The organism is Vibrio sp. 03_296 (genome assembly GCF_002265885.1).
This window is the reverse complement of record NZ_NPKW01000046.1, coordinates 65384-89664: the sequence shown is the minus strand read 5'-3', so window position 1 is coordinate 89664 and position 24281 is coordinate 65384. Positions and strand designations below refer to the sequence as shown.

Annotated in this window: 22 protein-coding genes and 1 riboswitch; of the genes, 14 read left to right on the top strand and 8 right to left on the bottom strand. The window is 46.5% G+C overall.

What is annotated here, in order from left to right:
* Window positions 1-219: 219 nt before the first annotated feature.
* The 4 genes from CIK04_RS04165 to CIK04_RS04150 all read left to right on the top strand — a co-directional run bounded on the left by CIK04_RS04165 (window position 220) and on the right by CIK04_RS04150 (window position 5612).
* Entirely contained in the window at window positions 220-957 is a 738-nt protein-coding gene (locus tag CIK04_RS04165; protein WP_097352571.1) for a metallophosphoesterase, read from the top strand.
* A gap of 95 nt (window positions 958-1052) precedes the next feature.
* On the top strand, window positions 1053-1766 hold the full coding sequence (locus CIK04_RS04160) for a sulfite exporter TauE/SafE family protein (RefSeq protein ID WP_026050729.1): 714 nt from the start codon (window positions 1053-1055) through the stop codon (window positions 1764-1766).
* A 196-nt stretch (window positions 1767-1962) separates the two neighbouring features.
* Window positions 1963-3870 (top strand): methyl-accepting chemotaxis protein, encoded by a 1908-nt coding sequence (locus CIK04_RS04155; RefSeq protein ID WP_038963810.1) that lies wholly within the window; start codon window positions 1963-1965, stop codon window positions 3868-3870.
* A 62-nt stretch (window positions 3871-3932) separates the two neighbouring features.
* Complete coding sequence (locus CIK04_RS04150) at window positions 3933-5612, top strand: pyridoxal-dependent decarboxylase (protein ID WP_097352572.1); 1680 nt, start codon at window positions 3933-3935, stop codon at window positions 5610-5612.
* A 98-nt stretch (window positions 5613-5710) separates the two neighbouring features.
* Here the strand turns inward: CIK04_RS04150 and gbpA are convergent, their stop codons facing one another.
* Entirely contained in the window at window positions 5711-7168 is a 1458-nt protein-coding gene (gene gbpA / locus CIK04_RS04145) for an N-acetylglucosamine-binding protein GbpA (RefSeq protein ID WP_038968429.1), read from the bottom strand.
* A 138-nt stretch (window positions 7169-7306) separates the two neighbouring features.
* Window positions 7307-7399, bottom strand: a riboswitch (cyclic di-GMP riboswitch).
* Between the two features lie 276 nt (window positions 7400-7675).
* On the opposite strand from gbpA, the gene rarD reads away from it, so the two are divergent.
* Window positions 7676-8575: an EamA family transporter RarD gene (gene rarD / locus CIK04_RS04140; protein WP_097352573.1), complete on the top strand. Its 900-nt coding sequence runs from the start codon at window positions 7676-7678 to the stop codon at window positions 8573-8575.
* A gap of 42 nt (window positions 8576-8617) precedes the next feature.
* Here the strand turns inward: rarD and CIK04_RS04135 are convergent, their stop codons facing one another.
* Window positions 8618-9259, bottom strand: coding sequence for an START domain-containing protein (locus CIK04_RS04135; protein ID WP_097352574.1), 642 nt, complete (start codon window positions 9257-9259; stop codon window positions 8618-8620).
* A 143-nt stretch (window positions 9260-9402) separates the two neighbouring features.
* Between CIK04_RS04135 and yqfB the strand changes: the two genes are divergently transcribed.
* On the top strand, window positions 9403-9717 hold the full coding sequence (gene yqfB, locus CIK04_RS04130) for a N(4)-acetylcytidine aminohydrolase (protein WP_026050728.1): 315 nt from the start codon (window positions 9403-9405) through the stop codon (window positions 9715-9717).
* 291 nt (window positions 9718-10008) lie between these two features.
* Complete coding sequence (locus tag CIK04_RS04125; protein WP_053542309.1) at window positions 10009-10614, top strand: phosphatase PAP2 family protein; 606 nt, start codon at window positions 10009-10011, stop codon at window positions 10612-10614.
* A 112-nt stretch (window positions 10615-10726) separates the two neighbouring features.
* On the opposite strand, the gene CIK04_RS04120 is transcribed toward CIK04_RS04125, so the two are convergent.
* On the bottom strand, window positions 10727-11725 hold the full coding sequence (locus tag CIK04_RS04120; RefSeq protein WP_097352575.1) for a succinylglutamate desuccinylase/aspartoacylase family protein: 999 nt from the start codon (window positions 11723-11725) through the stop codon (window positions 10727-10729).
* 155 nt (window positions 11726-11880) lie between these two features.
* Entirely contained in the window at window positions 11881-13413 is a 1533-nt protein-coding gene (yfcC, locus tag CIK04_RS04115) for a putative basic amino acid antiporter YfcC (protein WP_072599752.1), read from the bottom strand.
* 237 nt (window positions 13414-13650) lie between these two features.
* Here yfcC and CIK04_RS04110 point away from each other — a divergent pair, with 237 nt between their 5' ends.
* Entirely contained in the window at window positions 13651-15132 is a 1482-nt protein-coding gene (locus tag CIK04_RS04110; protein WP_176463282.1) for a coniferyl aldehyde dehydrogenase, read from the top strand.
* Here the strand turns inward: CIK04_RS04110 and CIK04_RS04105 are convergent.
* The 3 genes from CIK04_RS04105 to CIK04_RS04095 form a co-directional block, all read right to left on the bottom strand.
* Window positions 15091-15411 (bottom strand): cytochrome c, encoded by a 321-nt coding sequence (locus CIK04_RS04105; protein ID WP_097352577.1) that lies wholly within the window; start codon window positions 15409-15411, stop codon window positions 15091-15093. The two genes, CIK04_RS04110 and CIK04_RS04105, sit on opposite strands and share 42 nt — an antisense overlap.
* Before the next feature lie 72 nt (window positions 15412-15483).
* The gene (gene ltaE, locus CIK04_RS04100; RefSeq protein ID WP_045589351.1) at window positions 15484-16491 is read right to left on the bottom strand and encodes a low-specificity L-threonine aldolase; all 1008 of its coding nucleotides are present in this window, start codon (window positions 16489-16491) and stop codon (window positions 15484-15486) included.
* Window positions 16492-16509: 18 nt separating this feature from the next.
* On the bottom strand, window positions 16510-17025 hold the full coding sequence (locus CIK04_RS04095; protein ID WP_011081043.1) for an NUDIX hydrolase: 516 nt from the start codon (window positions 17023-17025) through the stop codon (window positions 16510-16512).
* 275 nt (window positions 17026-17300) lie between these two features.
* Between CIK04_RS04095 and CIK04_RS04090 the strand changes: the two genes are divergently transcribed.
* From CIK04_RS04090 to CIK04_RS04075, 4 genes are all read left to right on the top strand, one after another.
* Entirely contained in the window at window positions 17301-18968 is a 1668-nt protein-coding gene (locus CIK04_RS04090) for an ATPase RavA domain-containing protein (protein WP_039447425.1), read from the top strand.
* Window positions 18969-18977: 9 nt separating this feature from the next.
* Window positions 18978-20423 (top strand): ATPase RavA stimulator ViaA, encoded by a 1446-nt coding sequence (viaA, locus tag CIK04_RS04085; protein ID WP_045609152.1) that lies wholly within the window; start codon window positions 18978-18980, stop codon window positions 20421-20423.
* A 128-nt stretch (window positions 20424-20551) separates the two neighbouring features.
* Window positions 20552-20893: an MmcQ/YjbR family DNA-binding protein gene (locus CIK04_RS04080; protein WP_015727711.1), complete on the top strand. Its 342-nt coding sequence runs from the start codon at window positions 20552-20554 to the stop codon at window positions 20891-20893.
* Window positions 20894-20929: 36 nt separating this feature from the next.
* Window positions 20930-21367, top strand: coding sequence for a DUF962 domain-containing protein (locus tag CIK04_RS04075; RefSeq protein ID WP_017422536.1), 438 nt, complete (start codon window positions 20930-20932; stop codon window positions 21365-21367).
* 31 nt (window positions 21368-21398) lie between these two features.
* Here CIK04_RS04075 and CIK04_RS04070 read toward each other — a convergent pair whose 3' ends face one another.
* The gene (locus CIK04_RS04070) at window positions 21399-22019 is read right to left on the bottom strand and encodes a LysE family translocator (protein ID WP_011081048.1); all 621 of its coding nucleotides are present in this window, start codon (window positions 22017-22019) and stop codon (window positions 21399-21401) included.
* 283 nt (window positions 22020-22302) lie between these two features.
* Here CIK04_RS04070 and rbsD point away from each other — a divergent pair, with 283 nt between their 5' ends.
* The gene (gene rbsD, locus CIK04_RS04065; protein ID WP_072611084.1) at window positions 22303-22722 is read left to right on the top strand and encodes a D-ribose pyranase; all 420 of its coding nucleotides are present in this window, start codon (window positions 22303-22305) and stop codon (window positions 22720-22722) included.
* A 43-nt stretch (window positions 22723-22765) separates the two neighbouring features.
* Entirely contained in the window at window positions 22766-24271 is a 1506-nt protein-coding gene (gene rbsA, locus CIK04_RS04060) for a ribose ABC transporter ATP-binding protein RbsA (RefSeq protein ID WP_039447414.1), read from the top strand.
* Window positions 24272-24281: the final 10 nt, after the last annotated feature.

Below are 24281 nucleotides of genomic sequence, written 5' to 3'. Positions count from 1 at the left end.
GGTTATGTGAGCTGATTTGGCTTTTATCTGTGGTTTATTATTCTGAATTTTTGTTATTTTCTGGATGTAGGTGTTGTGTTCGAAGTGGTGAAAAACACATCATTTTTGATGAAAAGTGGCCTGTTTATTATGCCTCTTCTTGCTTAAGGTGTGACGATGGAGATTCCGTTACACTGCCATTTTTACGCTAGCGGATGAATGCATCAAAAGGATTTGAGGATGGAATTTAAGCATCGGTTTATCGATGGAAGCCGATATCAACGGATTTTTGTGATTGGTGATATCCACGGCAAATTGGCCTTGTTACAGGACACACTCAAACGAGTGGATTTTCACGGTGAACGCGATCTGCTGATCTCCGTCGGTGATCTGATTGATCGCGGCCCCGACTCGGTTGGCGTTTTGGATTACTATCAAACGCAAGATTGGTTTGAAGCGGTGATGGGAAACCATGAATGGATGATGCTCAACGCGTTGGATGCACAAAACAAACTGGAGCGTTCAGAGAAGGAAGCGTACTTCATTAAAATATGGCATCGAAATGGCAGTGAATGGTCGCAAAATCTAACCGGTGCAGAAAAACAGAGGCTGCGGGATGCGGTAGCCCAATTGCCGAGCGTGATTACGGTGGATTTGGAAGATGGCCGCCGCTTTGGCATTTCACATGCTCAGCCTCACTCGCTAGATTGGAACGAAATGATCGATTGGCAAGGAGATATGTGGGACAACCCTCGCTGGATTTGGGGAAGAACGCGTATTGTGGAAGAAGAGCCACAAGCGATTGCCAATGTTGATTTAACACTACACGGCCACACTCGCAGCGACGGGGTGAAAAGAGTGGCCAACAGTCTCTTTATTGATACGGCCTCCAACGACGACTATCAGGGTGCATTTAGCCTTTATGAACTGCGTACGGGCGAGGTTTTTGTTGGGGTAAAACAGAGCGCACTCGTTTAACGGTTATCAGTGATTGAGAACCGAACACGATACAGGTACATTAGTGCGAGCGAACTATTTTTCCGTTGTATTGAGTGGTAAAGGAAGAGACCAAGATGCCAGAAACATCTGTATTGTTAGCGGTTTTTTTGATTTTTCTTGGCTCGTTTGTGCAAACAGCAATTGGCTTTGGTTTAGCCATTGTTTCGGCACCCTTGCTGATTATGGTTGCTCCAGAATATGTACCAGCGCCTATCTGTCTAGTGGCACTGTTTATCTCCATTCTCAATGCGTTCAAGCACAAAAGCAGTGTTGAGATTGGCGGCCTAAAAATGGCGTTGATCGGTCGAGTGCCAGGCTCGATTGCAGGCGGGGCTTTATTGGTATTGGTCAGCACCAATGTATTGGCCTTGTGGATCGGCATACTGGTATTGTTTGCTGTGGCGGTAAGTTTGCTGCCATTTCGCATCGAACCCACTCCCATGCGTATGACGATAGCGGGTTTCTTTTCTGGCCTATTTGGTACAAGTTCAGGTATCGGTGGGCCGCCAATGGCATTGTTGCTTCAGCACCAAGAAGCGAATCAGTTACGCGGTAATCTTTCAGCGTTTTTTGTTTTTAGCTCGTTGATATCACTTCTCATCCAGATCCCAGCTGGTTTCTTCACCCTGTATCACCTAAAAATCACGTTACCTTTAATTCCGGCAGCTTGGCTGGGTTACAAGTTGGCCCTATTAACGACAGCAAGCTTACCAAAAGAGCAGATCCGTATCGGTGCTTTAACCCTTTGTGGTTTAAGTGGCATTGGCGCGGTTTGGCAAAGTTTTTAATGACTTAGGTTCATTTCATAAAATAAACAAATAGTTTCATATAAAATTAGTTTTATATTTTCCAATACCCTAGCTATGTTTATAGAGTTGGCTGGGCGTGCTTTTGGTTCCAAATCGGCATTTGTCGAATATAAATTAGAAAACCAAGTGCTCCCAAAATAAACAGATCTTGGCTATCGGGTAGATAGGGGGAGCTATGAATCTAGGCTTTAAATCGCGTATTTATTCCAGCGTGGCGTTGTTGGTTGCCTTATCTTTAGGCATCTTGGGGACGCTAAATATCATTTCTTTAAAAGAAAAGATGGTCTCATCTTTGATTTCTGAAACTCAGAATAAACTCAATTATCACGTTGATGAACTGCAACATGCGGTGACGACACAGCTTAAAGCGGTTGAGTTAGGGGCGCGTCATTTTAATGCACAGCTCAGCGACGAGCAGAATGTTAATCTTGTGCGCCTTCTGGCTGAGAGTGCTGGTATTTCGAACATCATCATGGCCTATGAAGATGGCCGATCGTACATGTCTCTCCACAAGTCCGGCATTAGTACCTCGGAGCAAAACTTCAACCAAAGAGAGTGGTATCAAAATGCCAAAAGCGGCAACAGTGCCAAACTCACCGATATTTATGTTGATAAAATTACCGGTGAGAAAGTGGTCAGTGCAACGATGCCGGTTTATTACCAAGGTCAGTTCCAAGGGGTTTTACTCGGCGATATTTTGTTGTCGGACATCATTAAAATGGTGAGTGATATGCGCTTTGCTGGTGGAGCGGCAACATTAACCGATAAAAATGCGGTGTTTTTTGCCAGTGACGATCCCAATGATATTGGGAAGACTCCTTCACAAGTGAGCCCCGTTTTTGGTGATATGGAACGTGCTTTTTTTAATCAGCAGCAAGGCCATTTGCAGTTTCCTTATCTTGGTATTGAGTTTGATGGCTATTTCCAGCGGGTCAATTTAACTCAAGATCAATACTGGACCTTGATGGTGTTTGTCGATCAGGACACCGCGTTGGCGGGGGTACGAGAAGCGCAAAATGAAGCGATCGTGACAGGGGTGATCTTACTTCTGGTCAGTGCGGTGGTGATGGTGTTAACACTGGAGCATGCTTATAAACCATTGCTCAAATTGAAAAAAGCCGTACTAGGATTATCAAAAGGTTCTGGCGATTTAACCGCGAGACTGACGGTTGAAGGGGGAGATGACCTTGCGCAGATCAGTGAAGGGTTCAACCGCTTTGTGCAGAGCTTACAGGGCATGATGTTGCAAGTGTCTGAAGCAAGCCAAAATATTTCCTCTAACATTGTGCAGCTCAATCAAACGGCGGTGGAAAACGAAAAAGTGTTGATCACCCACTCAGCAGAAACCGATCAGGTGGTAACGGCAATTACCGAGATGAGTGAAAGTGCGCGCTCAGTGGCGGAAAACGTCACTCAGTCGAATAGAATTACCGAAGGTGCGAGTAAAGAAGCCAAGCAATCTCTAGAGATTGTTAACAACGCGGTGACTACCGTCAGTGCCTTGGTGAACGATGTGGAGGAGATGTCCAATCGCATTGTCAGCATGAACCAAGACGCCAACAAAATCAGTGAAGTGTTGAACGTGATTGGTGAGATTTCTGAGCAAACCAATTTGCTGGCATTGAACGCCGCGATTGAAGCGGCACGCGCTGGTGAACAGGGCCGCGGATTTGCCGTTGTCGCCGATGAGGTACGTGCTTTGGCTGCGAGAACGCAGAACAGTACGACAGAAATTTCAGAAATGTTGTCAAAACTGCTCGATGGTACCTCTAGCGTGGTTGCATCAATGGAACGCACTAAACAGCAATGCCAATCAACCGCCAGCAAGACGTCGGAAGTCTCCAACAGTCTCAACTTAATGAGCGGTTCTGTACGAGATATTGATGATGTCAGTACGCAAATTGCCGCAGCGACGGAAGAGCAAAGCACCGTGGCGGCTGAGCTAAGTCGCAATATGCTGGCCATTCGAGATATTGTCACCAATCTGGTGGCAAGTGGCCGTCAAACGGTTGCTGCGACGGAGTCTCTGGCCGATTCCAACCACGAACTCGATAAACTCGTGTCCAATTTCAAACTGCAATAACGGTTGTTACTTTGTAGCGGGCACAATAGGCCCGCTATCGTTTCTTTGTTAGGAGCGAGTTTATGACGAAATTAATGGTTCATGCTTGGCTAGAGAAACAAAATAACCAGATATCGCAGCATTTTGCCTATTGTCACCAAAAACTGGTCAAACAGTTCTTTTCCCGCGATCCCAATTTGTGGCCGATCTACAAAATTAAGCAAGTGGCTGAGTTGGTTGGGCATAAACGTAATCTCACCATGCCAACCAATCCAATTTTGTCCAAAAGGCTGGCTGCAGACAGTTACATTCCACACGCTTCCAGCCAAGTAATTAAGCCGTTCGAGCCGTTAGCACTTTTTGCGGCTGGACACAGTAAAAACTGGGATGATCCAAGCGCAGTGGAAAACGTCATTTCAACACCGAGCGATCCTGCCATTCATGGTGCGCTGTTGGCCACCATCGCAAATCCCAATTTGGTTTACAGCGAGTACGCTGGGCGAGCCACCGAACTAGAAAGTGTCGTGGTGCGGCAAATCGCAAACCTAGTAGGATACGATGACCAAAAAGCCACGGGGCTTTTCACGCAAGGCGGGACGTTTTGCAACCTCTACGGTTATTTACTTGGGTTACGCAAGTGTTTCCCTGATTCAGCCACAACGGGTATTGGGGATAAGAAACTGGCGTTTATCAATTCCCAAGCGGGGCACTACTCCAACGTCACCAATCTTTCACTACTTGGTGTGGATATGAGCAAACAACTGCTTCGCACCAAGGTCAATGAAAACAACCAAATTGACCTCAATGATCTGGCAAAGCAATTTGAGTATTGCATTCGCCATGAAATCACCGTCCCGACGATTTTGTTGACCTTTGGCACCACCGATACTTTTGCGATAGACGACGTGGCTGCCGTTTACTTGTTGCGAGAGCGCTTATGTCGCCAGTATGGTTTGAACTACCGACCACACATTCATGTTGACGCTGCCGCCGGTTGGACACTGCTCTTTTTTAAAGAATATGCTTTTGAGCGGAATGAATTGGCGATCAATACCGCAACCTTAGAAGGATTAGAGGTCACCAATGCCTTAGTCAAGGGCTTGCGCTACGCCGATTCCATCACCATTGATTTTCAGAAATGGGGCTATGTACCTTACACCTCCAGTTTGATTTTGGTGAAAGATCGTCAAGATATGCAGGCGTTAAAACACGATGCAGACTATTTCTCCTATTTTGAAGCGCAACAACGTAATCAAACGCATCTTCAATCCACCATCGAATGTTCTCGCAGTGCGGTGGGGGTATTTTCCGCTTATTCTGCGTTAGAGAGCATTGGCATTGAAGGGTATCAAATGCTGATCGCACACGGCTTGCAGAATGCCAATTATCTGCGCTGTTTACTCTCTAAATTACGCAATTGCAAAGTGGTCTCTGGCAGTAATCAAGGCCCTTGTGTCACTTTTCGTCTCTATCCGCCAGAGATGGAAGAGAGTGCGCAAGCACTGTTTTACCGAGAGCGACGGCTTATCAGGCAAAAGGCGTATATGGAAAGTATCGTTAGCAGCGCGACCTACCATCGCAATAACTTCTTAGCGAGAAAAGGTCGTTATTTGAAAACCAATTGGGTCGATTCGATTGCCAGAACCGATTACAACGAAGCAGGGCATTGCCTTTTTCTACCCGGCGAAAAAGCGGTGTTCCTTAACCCCAACACACAGCGGCGAAGCATTGAGCTGTTTGTGGCCAATTTGAATGCCACTTAGGGCGGAAAAGAACAGATTAACGCGAGATAAAAAAAGCGATGCCAATTGGCATCGCTTTGGTCGTTATGCATGTGATAAATCACATATAGGGGATAGGTTTACAGTTTGTCCCACGCCATTTGCCAGTGTGAGCCTGTACCCGGCTGGTATTGAGTTGCGGTTGGTGTCCATTGAACACAATAACCTGAGTATGGGAATGGCTTACATTGGTAAATGGCACCGTCACTAGCGAGCACTTTGGTGCCCGCCGTGTACGAGCTCAAGCCATCTGGGAAGACAAAATCGTAATCGTTACTTGGCGGTGGTGTTTGCGTTTCCGTCAGCATGAAGTCAGACGTTTGCTGTTTTTGCAGTGTACCGTCTTTATCTAGGACTTTCGTCACCAGCATATGGTGACCTGCTTCGGATTTACTCAATGTCATGGTGACCGCTTTGTTCTCACCATCAGTCATTGCAACCGTTTCAAAAGCAAGCGGCTCTTTGTGGTGGTTATAGATGGTCAGTTCCGTCGTAATATCGCCAGTTGCTTGTAAGCCTAAATCAAGCGTTACAGGCGCATCGCCAATTTGATACTCAGAGGCCAAACCCGATAGGGTGACGTCGTACTCAGGTGCAGGGGTTTCAATTTTATAGCCGATCTCGACACGCTGCAGGTTGCTGCCAGACTTAAGGAAAATTGGGTTAGTACCATAAACCGGAACGAATTGATTTTGTTCGTTGAGCTGACCTGCTGCGATCTCGCTTTGGGTTTGGTTAATTTTCACCGCGAGAGCGTGTGACCAATTGTTTGCTACTGTCAACGCGTCGCTGTCGATCGCCAGTTCTGTCGTGTAGGCCGGATTCTCACCCGCGAGATCAAATACGCGTGTAAAGACGGTGTCACCAACATTGAGATTCATGGTTGGAATGATCTGGCCACCTTGTTGCCAATCTGGCAGAGCAGGGCCATCGCCATCGAATTTGACATCAATAACATTGTAAAAAGAGGCAGCGGTGTCACCCACATCCCAAACCGCCAAAATCACTTGGTAACCTTCGCGTTCAGGTACATTACATGTGTGGCTAACGCGTTTCGGCGGTTGAACCATGCCACCGTCCACGACGCAGAAAGGGGTGAGATCGAATGAGGCGCGAGCAAGTGGTTGGTTTGGATTCCAATCTGGTTTGGTGATGTAATATTTCCAATCTTTGGTCACGTGATTGGCGGTAAAGGTCCACTCAAAGTTTTGCGCGCCAGCTTGAATCGGGCGTTTTACCCAACGGTCTGCGGTTTGCTCATCAAGTGCGTTGGCTAACGCGCTCTCGGCGCTGGCAATTTTACCATCGCGCGGACCAGACGCAGGGAAGCCATCTGGCCCTTCAACGCTTTGCGGTTCATATTGAATCGCGCCACAGTTGGTGTTTTTCTCCCCAGTTGACGCAGCGAACTTACACAGTGTCACACGAGCTTCAGCGACACCATTTTCCACTGCAGAAACATAACCATGGCTCATTGCGGTTCCGCTTACGACGGATAGAGCAATGGCCAGTAAGGTTTTTTGCGGTTGTTTTTTCATAACATACTCTTTTTGATTGCTGACTTTATTTGGCTATATTGCCAATGTTCAACCACAGCATACGCATGTTATTCCCAAGGCGATGAATGGCTCGTAAAGAGCGCACTGACGTGCTTGGTGAGAACACTCTCTAGTGAGAGCGGCGGCCCCGCTATCTTGGGTATGGTAAAAAATACCGACAGACCGGAAGCTTTGCGTCCCATCTTTTCAGAAGGTTTGCCTATGTGTGATGTCAGGCATAATTTAGGATGAGAATAACGAAGAGGCGAATTAATTGATTGGATTTGGAATTAATTTCTCGAAAAAGAGTGATGAAATAAACAGATGATTTAGAAGCGTTATTTATAGGTGTGGATATATTAATTAAACCAATCAAACGCTGTGTTTAATATAAGCGATCTATGTAAGGGGAGATATTTTGTGATTCTATGTATTTGCAAAATATCATAGCGAAAAATGGAGTGTAGAGTTAGAATTGCCACGTCTTTACTATGTCATCGAGCACTTATGAAAACCACCAGCTATGGCAATATCATGGCGGCCATCTCCTTTCTTATTTGGGGCCTGACACCAATCTATTACCGTTTGATGCCGTCTGCTCAAATGGATGAGCTGTTGGCTATGCGCATCATTGCTTCTGTTCCAGTTGGCTTGGTGCTCGTGTACTTCATTACAGGCAAGTTCCCTGAATTTCGTCGAGTTTGGCACGATAAGCGATCGCTACTTTATACCTTGATCGCCGCGTTGCTGATGTGCATCTCATGGTCCACCTTCACTTGGGCGCTGACCAATGATCGCGTGATTGATGCTAGTCTAGGTTTTTTCATTAGCCCGTTAATGATGGTGGCACTTGGCGTGTTGGTGCTCAAAGAAACGCTCTCACCGGGAAAAAAACTGGCGATCTTTTTTGCCGCTTTAGGGCTGGGGTATCAAATTGTCCATTACGGTGAAATTCCGTACGTTGCATTAACTATGGGGGTGTTTTTTACCCTCTACGGTTTTTGTAAAAAGAAAATAGCCTACGATTGGAGCACGACATTATTTTTTGAAGCATTACTACTTGTTCCTGTGGCCACTATTTATATGGCGATGAAATACGCGCAAGGCGACGCGGTTTCCCTTTCCTCCGATCTTTCAACGCTATTATTATATTTGGGTAGCGGACCGGTCACCATCGCGCCCCTTATTTTTTATTCCATTGCTATTCGTTATACCAATATGACGAACATTGGCCTGATGCAATATATTGAGCCAACGTTACAGTTTCTCCTTGCCGTGTTTATTTTTGCTGAGTATTTCGACCAAGTGAAAATGGTGAGCTTTGGCTTGATTTGGTTTGGTTTGCTGTTGACGATTGCAGAAACATTGACAAACAGAGTCAAACGCCGCTCTGTTCGTTTAACGTGATTTGATAACGGATAACGGATAGTAGATGATGATCGATTGAGGCTACTCGGAAATGTGTGGATGCCGAAGGAGTTGAAAACGCGGTAACTGCTCACGTAAGCCCTCAAATGTGGCGCGCGCACTTTCCTTGGCCAGCTTGTTCACTAACCAATCGGGTAGAGCACCGCCAGGATTAGCGAACGCGGTGTATTCAATGTGAGTGGTGTCGTTGGTGAGCTTATTCAGTACCCAGCTCGCTTTGACTTGCGTGATGCGAATGTAGCCAGGATCCCGAGGGAAAGCCGTCTCAGGTGCATCGCTGATCTGCAAGGTGAATCCAGCTTCATCTAGGCTGTACTTTGAATAAGTCAGCATATCGCGATTTTGTGCAGGCCAAGGTGCCGCAAATTGGGTGTAAACGATGTTTTCTCGCGGTGATAGCTGTTGCACAACGTGGCTGTGAGCAACATTATCAATCCAGTTAGGTACGTTGTCAGTGTCTTCGAGTAATTTCAAAAATGCGGCATAGCTGGTGGGGAAAAACATTTGAGCACGAATCTCCACCAAGCCATCTGTGTGCTCACGATAATGGATGGTGATACCATTGTCGCTGGAATCAAAAATCCAACCTTGCTGTGGCGATGCCAAAGTCGCAGGGTTGAATAAAAATAAACAAAGGCTTAGCAGTAGAATTATCCGTTTCATATCAGCTCTTTCCGTGTTTTAGGTTATTCATTCAAACACATATACAACGTTATGAAAATGCGCATTGCATCAGTTCACTGATTTAAGTGTATGACGAATGCATTCTAATGCCCCTTTTGGCTGATCAAATAGAAGAGGTAGTGATGACAGCACCAACCAAAATGACTTTTTTCTCACGTTTTGAAGCAGACATTCTTGCAGGCAAGAAAACCATCACAATTCGCGACGAGTCAGAAAAGGACTATCAACCAGGAACCACAGTTGAAGTCTCGACACTAGAGGAAGGGCGTGTTTTCTGCCAACTGAAAATCTTAAGCGTGGAACCTATTGCATTCTCGGCGTTGAATCAGTTTCATGCAGAACAAGAAAACATGACGCTGGAAACGTTGAAAGAAGTCATTCAAGAAATTTACCCTGGGATAGAGCAGTTGTACGTCATCCAATATCAGCGAGTATAGCTTGTTGAACTTTGCGGCAATTGCATAATGCAAATTCATTTTTGCAATTTGCATTATATTGGCTTGGTTTATCGACGAATATGAACCTTGTTTATCTGCATTTTGGTTAAAAATGTAGCAAATAATAGGATTGGTGTACGTTTTTAAAGTTGGCACGCTTTCTGCTTTAATAAGATTGACCCTTTTTAAGCCGAGGGTCACCTAGCCAACTGACGTTGTTAGTGAACCTGATTGTTCACAAGTATATACAGCCAATCACCTCTTATTGTGATTGGCTTTTTTTTATTCTCAATGTCACCCAAATGGTTTGGTGCACAGTTTGGCGCAAACATTAGCTTGTTTGTGATGAGGTATTTCATGAAACGTTGCTGTTTAACAACGCTTGCTGCCGGTGCATTATGTGCTGCGCCTGTTTATGCTCAAGGTTCTAAAGGGTGGGAGACGTTTAGTGACGTCGGAGCGTACGGCTTGGTCGTCACCGCAGCGGCAGTGCCACTCTATAAAGAAGACTGGCAAGGCTTTTGGCAAGCGGGGTTGAGTATTGGCACCGCATCTGCCGTCGGTCTATTGGGAAAAGTGACCATTGAAGAAGAAAGACCGGATAAATCAGGTTTTGATAGTTTTCCCTCCAATCATACCGCCAATGCGTTTGCTTCCGCGACGACGCTGCAAATTCGCTACGGTTGGCAGGCGGGTTTACCTGCTTACACGATTGCAACTTTGGTTGGCGTGGGGAGAGTGGAGGCTAAGAGGCACTACTGGCGTGATGTGATCGCAGGTGCTGCTTTAGGCACGCTGTCAGCGTGGATCTTTACTGACGCCTACGATGAAAATATCCAAGTTCTGCCATGGGTGAGCCATGATGGTGCAGGTATCCATGTTGCTTATCAGTTCTAAATGAGGGTTTATCTCCAAGAGCTGAATCTGGCATCTTGAAGTCACTTGGGCATCTCAATAACACATTGATAAAAAAGGGCGATTGGTGCCACCAATCGCCCTTTTTTGTGATTTATGCGTGAATCAATCTCACCACAAGTGCGCCTGCCGCGCGCATGGATTCAATATTGTGACTGAGTACGATACCGGCTTTCGGTGCGTGGTAACGCCAAACTTCATCACCGAAGCTGTCATATTGAATCGCCAGCAGCTCTCCTTGTTCGACCGATTGCATCATGGTCACTTGTGGTAGGATAAAGCCACCGAGCTCAGCGCGAATAGAGGTCACGCTTTGCCCTTCAAAGGCCGGTTTAGGTGCGTTGCTATCGCCTTGGATGACGTTATGATGTCTCAGAATATTGGCAATGCCAGCAGCGGTGCGAGCAACCAAGTCGCTTTCGGTATAACGCCCCATGCCCACTTCAATGGTGATACTTGGGATACCATGCTGATTCCATACTGTTTCCAGTACCCCCGCGTCGCCAGGATCATTCAAAATCGCATCCGGCCCTGCAAGGTGTGCCATTTCCAATGATTGAGCAAGACGAAAATCGGCAAAAATATACAGAGGATAGATAGCGCCACTGGTTTGAGTGTGTAGATCGATCGCCAGTTCAGCATTGGGTTTTAATAAATGGTGCCAAATAGCGTGCAGATAGCGCTGCGCTTCATTGCCTTTGTCGTCACCCGGGAAAAAGCGGTTTAGATTTGCAGGAGAAACGTCTGGATCGGCAGAGTAAAAATCGCGGCTGTGATTGAGCATACCCGTTAGATTAATGGTGGGTAGGATGGTCACGCAGCCTGCCATAGACTGGCCCACTAAATCGCGTGCAACCTGCTGGGCCGCCAGCACACCATTGTATTCATCACCATGAACACCAGCGGTAATGACAAACTTCTTCCCTGATTCGGTGCCTTTGAAAACGAGGACAGGCATGTGTTGCCACTGACCAAGTGCATTGGTTGCAATGCGGAACCAAAATTTGTGTTCTCCCGCGGGAAGATCATCCACGTTGAGAGATTGGATTACTTGGTGACCTTGAATAACGTCATCTAAGTAGTGTGTTGTCATGAAACGGTAAACTCCAAATTAGTCATCACTCGCGAGCGTCACTCAATCGCCACGGAGCAAAATTAAAAAAGGCGAGAATGGATCTCGCCCTTATCAATTGGGATTGCTAAGTCCAGCCAACTTTTTGCCAACTGGCTTGCAATAAACGGTTTTGCTTACGCAAAGCCCATCAAATGCGCTGCGACCACAACAATGCTCGATAGAGTAAAGAGTAACAGCATAAAGCGCCAGCAGAATTTAGCCCAGTCACCCCAGTCAATACGGCATACGCCAAGCGTCGCCATTAGAGAGGCTGAGGTTGGCACAATCACGTTGGTAAACCCATCACCAAGTTGGAATGCCAATACTGCGACCTGACGAGTAACCCCCGCGATGTCTGACAGTGGTGATAGTAATGGCATGGTGAGTGCCGCTTGGCCAGAACCCGACGTTACAAAGAAGTTGAACACCGATTGGAATACGTACATCAACCACGCGGCCATCACATCAGGCAAACCGCTGATCACACCGCCAGCACTGTTGAGAATGGAGTTTAGGACGCTCGCTTCATCTGTCGTACCGCCACCAAGAATCAGCAATACGCCTTTTGCGCAGCCCACCAACAGAGCGGGGGCAAGCATGATGCTGGCGCCTTCTTTAAACGCGTCTGCGGCATCATTAAGAGTCATGCCATTGAGACGGAAAACAGTACCAATAATGGCAACGACAAAACCCATGGTGAAGAACTGCGAAGCAATTTCAGGAATATACCAAGCGTGAGCCACAACGCCCCATACCACCCAAATGGTTACAGCAATCACAGTGAAAATCACTAAAGTGTCGCCCAGGTTCCAACGAGAGTCATGGCTTCCTAACTCTTGCTGACGGAAATAGGCATCGGTACGACGGCTGTAGGAAAATTCTGGATTGGCCTTGATGCGCGAGGCATAAATCATGGTAAAGGCGATGCCGATTAGCGTGAAACCTACCCATAGCGCCATACGCACCGTCATGCCTGAAAGCACGGGAATACCGGCAATCCCTTGGGCAATCGCCACGGAAAATGGGTTCATCCAAGAGGTGGCGAAACCAATTTGCGTCGCAACGTAAGTGACCATCACGGTAGTGATACCATCGTAACCCAGTCGCACCATCAAAGGCGCGATGATAATGGCGAACGCAACAGCTTCTTCACCCATACCAAACACGGCACCACCAAGTGAAAACAACAAAAACAGCACAGGAATGAACAAAGCCTCACTCCCTTTGGTTTTGTCGATCAGGCGCAGAATGCCATTATCGATGGTACCTGTGCGCATCACGACACCGAACGCACCACCAATCACCAGCATAAACATGATGACGCCAATCGCGCTGCCCCATTTCGAGCCAGAAACCAGCCCTTCAAACGGGAAGTTCATCAACCCAATGCCACCGCCAGAGGCGAAAAGTCCCACACGGTTGTAAACCAATTCGCCGTGTTCATCGGTGGCATAGCTGAAAGAAGATGGGTCGATAACGGTGCGTGTTTTTTCTGCACCATCAACCATATAGCTAACTTGTTGGCTGTCGAAGTGACCCGCAGGAATAAGATAAGTAAGAATGGCTGCGAAAATACCAACAATAAAAATCAGAATAAGCGTATCTGGCATTTGCCAAGATTTCTTGCTCACGGCTGCGTCAACCGAATGAGAATGTGTGTGAGACATGTCTGTTTTCACGTTAAGTTAAAGGAGAATGGAATATCATTAAATTAGAATAAAAAGTCAAACTCTCTGCCTTTTGTAAATACAATATTCGACAATTTATTGATCTAAAGACAAATAGTTCGTGTGGCACGAATTAAATGGGTGTATCAATGAGCGAAAATCATCACTGTCATTTATTGAACAAATACTCAAATAACGCGTATAGTGGTTTGGTCAGCATTTATAAGGAGTAGGCGCATGGAGTTAAAACAGCGATTGAGTCAACAGCTCAAAGAAAGTCGCGATGCGTTTCTAAGAAACCCATACCCCACCTACCAAAAAAGACTCGAGAACCTCAACAAACTTGAATCGCTCATCAAAGCGCATCAAGCCGAGATCATCTACGCCATCGAACAAGACTTTGGTACTCGTTCAATCAGTGAAACGGGATTACTCGAGCTGTTTACCAGTATTGAAACCATTCGAGATGCCAAAAAACAACTTAAGAAATGGATGAAGCCAAGTCGTCGACATACCTCTGTCTGGTTTTTTCCTGCCAAAAACAGAGTTGTCCCTCAGCCGTTAGGTGTGGTGGGCGTCATTGTGCCGTGGAATTATCCACTGATGCTTACCATTGGTCCTCTGGTTGCGGCGCTGGCGGCAGGAAATCGCGTGATGCTCAAAATGTCGCAAAATTCGCCGCATTTAGCTCAGTTGTTGGTCGAGCTGTTTGAAGCGCACTTTAATCGTGACGAAGTCGCCATTTATGCGGATGAAGCCGAGATGGGGCCTGCGTTTTCCAAGCTCAAGTTCGACCATTTGCTGTTTACCGGTTCAACGAAAACGGGACGGGCGGTGATGCAATCCGCAGCCAATAATTTGGTGCCAGTAACCCTAGAGTTGGGTGGGAAATCGCCCGTGATCTTAGATGAAAAATTTGATGTGAAGATCGCACTAGAACGCTTGCTTGGTGGCAAATTGTATAACTGTGGCCAAACGTGTATCGCGCCTGACTACCTGTTTGTGCCTCAATCTCGATTGAACGAAGTTGTCGAAAGCACCAAAGCCATCATGGCGAAACGCTTTCGCACAATTCAACATCCAGATTACACCTCGATTATCGATGCCAATGCTTTTGAGCGCTTAACGCACCTTCTCAGCGACGCTAAAGAAAAAGGCGCGAAGCTCATCAACTGTATTCCAGATTCTGAACCAGAGCGAGGCAGTCGAAAACTGCCATTCTATCTAGTGACAGAGGTGGAGAGCGATATGGCGGTGATGCAAGAAGAGATCTTTGGACCGATACTGCCGATCATCACTTATCAACATATTGACGAGGTGTTCCACTACATTGCTCAGAGGCCGCGTCCTTTAGCGTTATACCTCTTTAGTGAAGATAAGTGGCTACAGAAAAAGATCACGCAAGAAACACTGTCTGGTGGTTTGTGCATCAACGACGTCATGCTGCATGTCGCACAACACGACTTGCCGTTTGGTGGTGTCGGTGAGAGTGGCATGGGGCATTATCATGGTCGAGAAGGCTTTCACACCTTCTCGAAGTTAAAGCCCGTGATGACCCAATCTCGATTTGCTCTCACGCCGCTGTTTTATTCCCCTTACAGCGGTTTCGCAAAATCGATTCTTAACGTCATGATCAACCGAAAGATCGGCAATTATGAGTCGGCCATTCAGCAGAAACTAACGAGTTTGCTGCGCATAATAGGCCGCGACGTCTCGTAAGTCTTGATCATTCAGGCGTTGTAATTGTGCCTGCATCATATCGGCTAGCGGACCTGTCCGTTGGCCGTTTTGATAGCTTTTCATGGAATCAAACAGATATTGTTCGTTTTGGCCTGCCAGATGCGGGTAAGCATTATTGGCCGCTACGCCAGTTTTGCCGTGGCAAAAGACACAACTTGGACTTTTGACTTTGCCGAGTTCAGGATTACCTTGAAGAGCGTTTGCGTGAGCGGTGAAGGTGAAAGCAGTGGCGATGAGGCACAGAATTGATCTTAACATGGCAGCTCCAAACTAAACTTGTTGTGTCGCAGCATAGAGCTTCCCCTAAGGGGAAGCTCAAGAGTAAAGACGTTAGCCGAGGAAGAATCGCAACTTTTCTAGAAATAGATCAATATCTTGGCGAGAAATATCTTTGTGAGTCACAAAACGAATCGGATTTCCCGGGGTAATGATGATCGATTCTTTTGCCAATTTTTGCGCAATCGCGTCGATGTCGATACCGTCATCCAGTTTGGCAAACACAATGTTTGTTTGCACGAAATCAGGATTGACATGCACACCGGGCAACTCAGACAAACCCTGCGCCAATGCTTTGGCATTGGCATGATCGACTTTTAACTGAGCCACTTGTTCGGTCAAGGCTAGCTTACCCGCTGCGGCTAAAATACCCGCTTGGCGCATGCCGCCACCGACCATTTTGCGCAAACGTCGTGCTTTTGCGATGTATTCTTTCGAACCCAGCAGCAGAGAACCCACCGGAGCGCCCAATCCTTTGGAAAGACAAATGGTCATCGAATCAAAATACTGAGCGATGTCTCTTACAGGGACATCCAACGCCGTTGCTGCGTTATAAACACGAGCACCATCAAGATGGAGTTTTAGATTGTGTTTATTGACGAAAGCGCGTGCCTCTTGCAAATAGCTCAAAGGCAGCACTTTACCATTGATGGTATTTTCAAGGCTCAGCAGCTTAGTGCGCGCAAAGTGGCTGTCATCGGGTTTGATGGCAGCGGTTAGCTTGTCAAACGGCAACGTGCCATCTGGATTGTTCTCAATCGGTTGAGGTTGGATGGAACCCAATACTGCCGCACCGCCAGCCTCGTAACGATAGTTGTGCGCTTGTTGGCCACAAAGATACTCATCACCGCGTTCACAATGCGCCATCAAACCTAGCAGGTTTGCTTGCGTGCCTGAAGTGGTAAAGAGCGCAGCTTCAAAGCCTGCTTCTTTGGCGGCAAAGGCTTCCAGTTCATTTACGGTTGGGTCATCGCCGTATACATCATCGCCGACGATAGCGTTAGCCATGGCCTCGCGCATGGCGGGAGTAGGGCGAGTTACGGTGTCAGAACGAAAATCCATAGTGTCTCCTCATGTTGGCTATATATAGCCGCAAAGCTTGGCTTTGCTTAAGCAAGCAATGGTTTTGGCGTCGCTAATGCTGCCATCTCTTATTTTTTCTTCGAGTTGTTCAAGGGATAAGCTGACTACTTGAATCACTTCATCTTCATCGCATTGATAGCGATTGGTTTGTGTCAGTTTCTTGGCCACAAACAAGTATTGAATTTCGTCGCAAAACCCCGCCAGCGGTGTGACTTGGCCCAAAGAGATAAACTCCTCTGCGCTGTAGCCGGTTTCTTCTTCCAGCTCGCGTTCCGCACAGTGCTGAGGATCTTCACCTTGCTCTTTAGTGCCGGCAGGGAGTTCTAGTAACCATTTTTTCAGGGAAGGACGAAATTGATTAATCAGTATGATGTTGCCCTCTTCCGTGACGGGAAGGATGACAGAGGCGCCCGGGTGCTGAATCGTTGTGTGCGCGATGGCGTGTCCAGTCGGGAGTAGCACCTCTTCTTCTATTAGGGCGATATTTTTCCATTTATGTATGACGGTGCTCATAGATGTGTCATTTTCCTAGCTAACGGTCTCATGATGAGAAGCCAACAAGATACGCACAAAAGCCGATAAACGAAAGTTCTTATTAGAGAACTGCCCAGATATCGTTTGCGTAATCAGTGATTTTTCTCCCATAATTGCAATCTTTGTTTGCTGCGGAACACTGAAAAAGCGGTTCTGCTATAAGAGCTTGTCATAAAAAAATGCACTTGTAACAAAGTGATAACAAATGTATAAAAGTACGTATACCATAACTGAAGAGAATTAGGAGTAACGTAATGATTCGCCCCTCTTTTGCGTCTAATGCAGATAAAGCGTTACTTTCTGAAAGAATTAACAAATTGTCGGCCGCGTTAGCCGACGGCGTGTATGAAAGAGAGTACACCATTAAACTCTGTTTGCTGGCGGCATTAGCTGGTGAAAGTGTTTTCTTACTTGGCCCTCCTGGTATTGCAAAAAGTTTAATCGCTAAACGCCTTATTCAGGCCTTTGATAACAGTAGTTATTTCGAATACTTAATGACGCGCTTTTCAACTCCTGAAGAAGTGTTTGGTCCGCTCAGTATCCAAGAGTTGAAAGACAACGGACGTTACGTTCGTTTGACAAAAGGCTACCTACCCACCGCGCAAGTGGTGTTTCTTGATGAAATTTGGAAAGCTGGTCCTGCCATTTTGAATACCTTGCTGACCGTGGTGAATGAGAAAACATTCAAAAACGGCAGCGATATTGAACGTGTTCCGATGCGTTTGCTTATCTCGGCTTCCAATGAGTTACCTGACGAAGACAGTGGCTTAGATGCGCTATACGACCGAATGTTGGTGCGAGTGTTTGTTAACCGAATTCAGAATAAACAGAACTTTAAATCCATGCTCACCGTGGGTACACCGGAGGAAGCGCGTATTCCTGAAGGGCTTGCGATCACCGATGAAGAGTATCATCAGTGGCAGAAGGCTCTAGAGTCGCTGAAACTAAGCGATCGTGTGTTTGAAAAACTGTTCCAACTGAAAACCATGCTGGAAGAGAAAGCTGAAGCAGTGGGTGCTGATGTTGCGGAGACGGATCTCTACGTTTCTGACCGACGTTGGAAAAAAGCCGTGCGCTTACTCAAAGCCAGTGCGTTTTTTAATGGTCGCGACGAGATCAACCCTCTAGATTTGCTGCTGCTGCAAGATTGTTTGTGGAACAGCCCAGAGTCGCGTGAGGTCGTGACCTCGGTTATCCAAGAGTTTGCGCTTAACTACGCATTTGATCAAAAGGAAGTACAAAGTCAAATCGACTATTGCCGAGAAGAGTTGGCGGACATCCAACAAGAGCTGGAAGAGCAGTATGGCATTGTACTGTCGATGGAATCGTCTGCTGGTCTGCTGCGTAAGGGCAAAGAGGTGCATACTTTTGACACGTCAGAAGCTCGTATTTACAGCGTTGGCCCAACGCGCAACTTGGTCAAATTGGTGCTGCTACAAAGCAACATGTCTGTCTCTGAATCTGAACGTGGTGATAGCCGCTGGGTGTATGTACAGAAGGATGAACTCGACCGAGTGATCAAAGAAGGTCAGGGTGAGCTTTATGGTTTCGTAAACCAAAACACCAACTTATGCCGCTTGAAATTTGACCTGGATGCATCCAACAACTTGGTGATCAGAGACATTGCCAACCGTGCGGTGTTGGTCAGCTTGGTGACTAAAGATGGTCTAAATGAAGAACATTACCAGAAATGGGCAGAGAAATGTGACAGCGCGTTTAGTAAGCTCACTGACGCAGAACACCATTTACGTAAGGTTCGCTCGGATTTCCACGGTGCGTTGCCGCACAACTTTATCGACCCTGAGTTACCAAGAATGATGGAAGCGACGATCCAACAGGTATCGCATACTTTGGAAAGTGTAAAAAGCGAGAGTGAGAAAACCATGTTCCGTATTAAACACCTCAACGAATACTTCTCGTAAGGAATTAATATGTTAGGAGCCGATGGCCTAAACCTTGCCTTAATGATTGCAGACTCAGGGATTGTTGAGTCTGCGGTGAACGATCTGATGGCACGTTCACAGTTAATGGTGATGGCAGAAAACCGAGGAGTGAAAGCCTCGGTGAAAAACCATTTGTCCAAATGGCGTGGCAGCGTAAAGCGCCGCATTACCAAAGTGTGTGAAACAGAACGCTTCCAACAAGAATTGTCGCTCTATCAAGAAGTGATTCATCTGACGGAAAATGAGTTTTTCGAACGCATTGATGATGTCGTGCGTAAGTTGGAATGGCATTCCGCCTTCTATCTGCAAGCACGACGCTTGCTCGACAAAAACAAAGGGTTAAATAACCCAATGTTTCCTCACTATTTCTGCGATCAGTGGTATCAAAGTCTGTTTGAAGCGATCAAACAAGCCCAAGTGACTGAACTGGAAGCCAATAAAGAGAAGGTCCTCAACGATCTTTATCAGCGCATGGAAACCATGAAGAACATGGACAAAGTGACGGATTCTGGTGATGAAGGAAGCGTTGGGCGACTTTGGGACATGGCATCGGCCAAGCTCAGTAAAACAGACGTTTCTGTCATGAAGCGCTACGCTGAGTTTCTTAAAAAGAACAATGGTTTACAGGAAATTGCTGAGCAGTTAGGTCGCATGGCCAATGAAGTGGATGATCCCGATCTGCAACGCACTCCGGCAGAAGAGTTGCAGATGGTCGAGGAGAAAAGTGACGAAGCGACGGATGATATCGTCGGCATCCATGAAAGTGATGATCTCAACAAACTGCTGCCAAACGAAACCATGTTTTTGGCCTACCCAGAACTGGAAGTGGTGTTCTACAAACATTTGGCCGACAAACGTTTGATGAATTATCGCGTGCAGGGCAAGTCGAGAACGCTGCGTAAGGTGAGAGCGCAAAAGCCGGACAATCAGCAAGTAGAGATTGAGAAAGGGCCGTTTGTACTGTGTGTTGATGCATCGGGTTCGATGAGTGGTTTCCCTGAGCAGAGTGCCAAAGCAATGGCTTACGCGCTGATGCAGATTGCGTTAGCAGAAGGGCGTGATTGCTATGTCATGTTATTCTCAACAGAGCAAATTACTTATGAGCTGACCAAGCAAGATGGCCTGCGCGAAGCGGCGGATTTTCTTACCTACACATTTCACGGCGGCACCGCATTTGAACCTGTACTGATGAAATCGATCGATCTTATGAGTGGGGATAAATACCGCAATGCGGATTTAGTGGTGTTATCGGATTTTATTGCTCCTAGACAGTCAGAAGAAATGCTGGCGAAAGTAGAGGCTTTGAAAGAACAAAAGAACCGTTTCCACGCTGTCAGTTTGTCGAAATATGGTAACCCTGCGTTGATGTCGATGTTCGACCACTGTTGGGCTTATCACCCAGGCCTAGTTGGGCGCTTATTGAAAAAGTGGTAAACGAAGAAGAGCTCCTCGAGCTCTTTTTTTGTGCCGTTTCACAATCTTGCATGTCGTGATTTAACTTCAACTTAAGCCGTGGCATGGTAAGTACAATGTAAGCCATAAAAACGGTTGAAGGATTGATGATGACCACCAAAGAACTTGAAGCCTACCTTGATACTTTTGTTTGCGCAGAAAGCAGCTTTCCGTTTGGCCCGGAAGCCTTAGTCTTTAAGGTCAAAGACAAAATGTTTGCGATTCTAGCCAGCCGAGAAGGGCGAGAATACATTACACTTAAAGCGAAGCCCGAAGATGGCGAAGTGTTAACGTCTCAGTTTGAATCCATCACACCGGGTTACCACACCAATAAGCGTCACTGGATCACTGTGTACTTAAATGGCGATGTGGAATCGGGTTTGATTGAAGATCTGTGCCAACGCTCATATCAATTGGTGGTGGACAAGCTGCCTAAGTCGCAGCGTCCTTAAATCAAGTGATGCAATAAGACTACTGGGGGTAAGGGAATGCGCTCATTAGAACAATGGCTGGATGCCTACGGTGAAAGTCATCAAAACTCGACCAACCAAAAAATCCATACCTTTGCTGTGCCGGGGATTTTCTTTTCGATCGTAGCGTTGATTTGGTCGCTGCCTTCGCTTCCTCTGCCTGTTTTATCGCTGAATTGGGTCTGGGTTGTCGCTTTGCCTGTTTGGTGGTTCTACTATCGGCTGTCGCTTAGTGTCTTTTTGATGATGCTGGGTTATACCCTTGCCAGTATCGCGCTCGCATGGAGTGTTGAACTGTTGGGGATGCCCTTAGCCGAGATGGCTGTTGGTCTCTTTATTGTTTTGTGGATTTTTCAATTTGTTGGCCACAAGATTGAAGGGAAGAAGCCTTCGTTTTTTGAAGATCTGAAGTTTTTGCTGATTGGTCCAGTTTGGGTATTTATGCGTCATAAATAATGGCGCATAAACAGATTTCATATAGAAGGCTTTAGCTGAAAAACAACCAGATACCGACGCCAATCATCAAACTACCAGCAATTCGGTTCAAGCGACGCACGTTTTGTGATTGACCAAGCAAGCGTTTCAAACCTTTACCGCCAGTGGCGTAGAGCGTCATACAGACAAACTCCGAAATTAGAATAATTCCGACCAGCAGAAAAAGCTGTGGTGGTAGTGGCGCGCTTTTGTCAATAAAAGGGGGTAGGAGAGAAATCATAAATGCCCAGCCTTTCGGATTGGCAATGGCAGTAATGAACCCTTGCATGATCAATTGCCAATTATTCGCGCGGCTGACAGGGCCAGTTTCAGCAGAAAGAGACAGCTTTCCACGAGAGCGCCACATTTGGATACCTAAGTAAACCAAATAGGTCGCGCCCAATATTTTGAAACTAATGAACAGCATGGGGTAATTGAGCATAACGGCGGCAATACCGACGACCGCGGCAACGGAAACAACCGCAACACCAACCAGCTCTCCGAGCATCATCCAAAGTGTGCGTTTATATCCGATGCTCATACCAAGGGTTAAGGCTAAAGTCATACACATCCCCGGGGTGATAGAGACAAAGAAAAAGGTTGGGATGAAAGCAGAAAGTAGCGCGAAGTTCATGGAGCGAAAATGCCTCACAATATGGGACAAAAGTAACGTAAAGATACAATTACTAACAAATAACTCTGCATAGCATACTCAATTCGTGACATTTGTCGAAATGTATTTGTGACTAATCACGCTGTTTTCTTTCCCTATTCCACTTCGAAAACGATCTCAATCACACATTGATACAAAGCCGATAGAAAATTTCCATTCGCGTTCTATTATCTCATCGAAACGTTTCGATGAGATTTTTTCTCTAACGCGAATCGATAGAGTTCACCCAAATTGAGAAACAAAAATGAAAAAAAGTGCCCTGTTAAACTCTGAACTTTCCTACCTCGTGGCCACCTTAGGCCACACGGACGAAATCACGATTTGTGATGCTGGTTTGCCGATCCCAGACGGCGTCTCTCGCATCGATTTGGCGTTGACTCACGGTGTGCCAAGTTTTATTGAAACCGTGCGAGTGATGCTCTCTGAATCGCAAATCGAAGGGGCAATTGTGGCCACGGAGTTTGCAGAGGTAAGCCCTGAGCTTTATCAGGCATTAGTGTCTGAGCTTCAATGTGAAGAAGAAAAAACAGGCAAAGTGTTGTCACTAACGCATGTTTCTCACGAAGAGTTCAAACAACGTACGGAGTCGAGCAAAGCGGTGGTGCGCACCGGTGAATGCACCCCTTACGCCAATGTAATTTTTCAAGCTGGCGTTGTGTTCTAACCCATTGACAGGTTTCACCAAGTTAGGTGGTTGAGGAGAGAGTATGAACCAAGCGATTTTACAGCTCAGTGAAATTGAAAAAGCATTTCCTGGCGTGAAGGCGTTAGATAAGGCCTCGCTCAATGTCTACCCAGGAAGAGTGATGGCTTTGATGGGAGAAAATGGAGCAGGAAAATCCACCTTGATGAAAGTGCTCACAGGTATCTATTCACGAGACGCAGGTGAGATAGTTTATCAAGGTCAACCAGCGCAGTTCAAAGGGCCACGAGATTCACAACAAGCTGGGATCAGCATTATTCACCAAGAACTAAACCTTATTCGTGAACTGACCATTGCAGAAAACATTTTTCTTGGTCGAGAGATTACCTCGGCGTTTGGGCGTATTGATTGGCCAAAAATGTACGCAGAAGCGGACAAACTGCTTGCGCGCTTGAAAGTGAAGCACAGCTCCAAGACATTACTTGGTCAGCTAAGTCTGGGTGAACAGCAGATGGTGGAAATCGCCAAAGCGCTCTCTTTTGAGTCCAAAGTCATCATCATGGATGAGCCAACAGACGCCTTGACGGATACTGAGACAGAGGCGCTGTTTTCGGTAATTCGAGAGCTGAGAGAGCAGGGGTGTGGCATTGTTTACATCTCCCATCGTTTGAAAGAGATCTTCGAAATTTGTGATGACATTACCGTGTTACGCGATGGCAAATTTATCGGTCAGTGTGAAGTCGCGCAAACAGACGAAGATGGCTTAATTGAGATGATGGTCGGGCGCAAGCTTGAAGAGCAATACCCAAGAATTGACGTGGCGCACGGTCAAACCTGTTTAGAAGTGATTGGCCTGACGGGCTCGGGTGTACACGATGTCAGTTTCACCTTAAAGCGAGGGGAAATTTTGGGTATATCAGGTCTGATGGGAGCTGGACGAACAGAGCTGATGAAAGTGATTTATGGCGCTTTGCCGAGTGAGAGAGGCGTGATCAATCTTGATAATCGCACCATTAATCCGGTAAGCCCACAAGATGGTTTGGCAAATGGCATCGCTTACATTTCAGAAGATCGCAAAGGCGATGGGCTCGTCCTTGGTCTTTCGGTGAAAGAAAACATGTCACTTTGTGCGCTCGATAAGTTGAGCAAAGGTGTGCAAATACAACATCAAGATGAAGTGATTGCTGTGGATGACTTTATCCAACTTTTCAACATCAAAACGCCGTCTCGCGAGCAAATTATTGGCAATCTTTCTGGCGGAAACCAGCAAAAAGTGGCCATCGCAAAAGGGCTGATGACCAAACCGAAAGTTTTGATCCTAGACGAACCGACTCGAGGCGTAGACGTCGGAGCGAAGAAAGAAATTTACCAGTTAATCAACAAATTTAAAGCCGAAGGTATGAGCATCATTCTGGTCTCATCTGAAATGCCAGAAGTGCTCGGCATGAGCGATCGAATTTTAGTGATGCATGAAGGTCGCATCACCGGTGAGTTTGAAGCAAAACACGCCGATCAGGAAAAACTGATGGCCTGTGCCGTCGGCAAAAGCGTATCTGAGGAAGCAGCATGAGTAGTGAAAT

What these genes read in the sequence shown, in the direction of transcription:
- CIK04_RS04135 (WP_097352574.1), bottom strand. Translation starts at nt 9,259, where the DNA reads ATGAAACGGATAATTCTACTGCTAAGCCTTTGTTTATTTTTATTCAAC.
- CIK04_RS04155 (WP_038963810.1), top strand. Translation starts at nt 1,963, where the DNA reads ATGAATCTAGGCTTTAAATCGCGTATTTATTCCAGCGTGGCGTTGTTG.
- rbsD (WP_072611084.1), top strand. Translation starts at nt 22,303, where the DNA reads ATGAAAAAAAGTGCCCTGTTAAACTCTGAACTTTCCTACCTCGTGGCC.
- gbpA (WP_038968429.1), bottom strand. Translation starts at nt 7,168, where the DNA reads ATGAAAAAACAACCGCAAAAAACCTTACTGGCCATTGCTCTATCCGTC.
- rbsA (WP_039447414.1), top strand. Translation starts at nt 22,766, where the DNA reads ATGAACCAAGCGATTTTACAGCTCAGTGAAATTGAAAAAGCATTTCCT.
- CIK04_RS04080 (WP_015727711.1), top strand. Translation starts at nt 20,552, where the DNA reads ATGACCACCAAAGAACTTGAAGCCTACCTTGATACTTTTGTTTGCGCA.
- yqfB (WP_026050728.1), top strand. Translation starts at nt 9,403, where the DNA reads ATGACAGCACCAACCAAAATGACTTTTTTCTCACGTTTTGAAGCAGAC.
- viaA (WP_045609152.1), top strand. Translation starts at nt 18,978, where the DNA reads ATGTTAGGAGCCGATGGCCTAAACCTTGCCTTAATGATTGCAGACTCA.
- CIK04_RS04165 (WP_097352571.1), top strand. Translation starts at nt 220, where the DNA reads ATGGAATTTAAGCATCGGTTTATCGATGGAAGCCGATATCAACGGATT.
- CIK04_RS04095 (WP_011081043.1), bottom strand. Translation starts at nt 17,025, where the DNA reads ATGAGCACCGTCATACATAAATGGAAAAATATCGCCCTAATAGAAGAA.
- CIK04_RS04070 (WP_011081048.1), bottom strand. Translation starts at nt 22,019, where the DNA reads ATGAACTTCGCGCTACTTTCTGCTTTCATCCCAACCTTTTTCTTTGTC.
- CIK04_RS04090 (WP_039447425.1), top strand. Translation starts at nt 17,301, where the DNA reads ATGATTCGCCCCTCTTTTGCGTCTAATGCAGATAAAGCGTTACTTTCT.
- CIK04_RS04110 (WP_176463282.1), top strand. Translation starts at nt 13,651, where the DNA reads ATGGAGTTAAAACAGCGATTGAGTCAACAGCTCAAAGAAAGTCGCGAT.
- CIK04_RS04120 (WP_097352575.1), bottom strand. Translation starts at nt 11,725, where the DNA reads ATGACAACACACTACTTAGATGACGTTATTCAAGGTCACCAAGTAATC.
- CIK04_RS04075 (WP_017422536.1), top strand. Translation starts at nt 20,930, where the DNA reads ATGCGCTCATTAGAACAATGGCTGGATGCCTACGGTGAAAGTCATCAA.
- CIK04_RS04125 (WP_053542309.1), top strand. Translation starts at nt 10,009, where the DNA reads ATGTCACCCAAATGGTTTGGTGCACAGTTTGGCGCAAACATTAGCTTG.
- CIK04_RS04160 (WP_026050729.1), top strand. Translation starts at nt 1,053, where the DNA reads ATGCCAGAAACATCTGTATTGTTAGCGGTTTTTTTGATTTTTCTTGGC.
- yfcC (WP_072599752.1), bottom strand. Translation starts at nt 13,413, where the DNA reads ATGTCTCACACACATTCTCATTCGGTTGACGCAGCCGTGAGCAAGAAA.
- CIK04_RS04150 (WP_097352572.1), top strand. Translation starts at nt 3,933, where the DNA reads ATGACGAAATTAATGGTTCATGCTTGGCTAGAGAAACAAAATAACCAG.
- CIK04_RS04105 (WP_097352577.1), bottom strand. Translation starts at nt 15,411, where the DNA reads ATGTTAAGATCAATTCTGTGCCTCATCGCCACTGCTTTCACCTTCACC.
- rarD (WP_097352573.1), top strand. Translation starts at nt 7,676, where the DNA reads ATGAAAACCACCAGCTATGGCAATATCATGGCGGCCATCTCCTTTCTT.
- ltaE (WP_045589351.1), bottom strand. Translation starts at nt 16,491, where the DNA reads ATGGATTTTCGTTCTGACACCGTAACTCGCCCTACTCCCGCCATGCGC.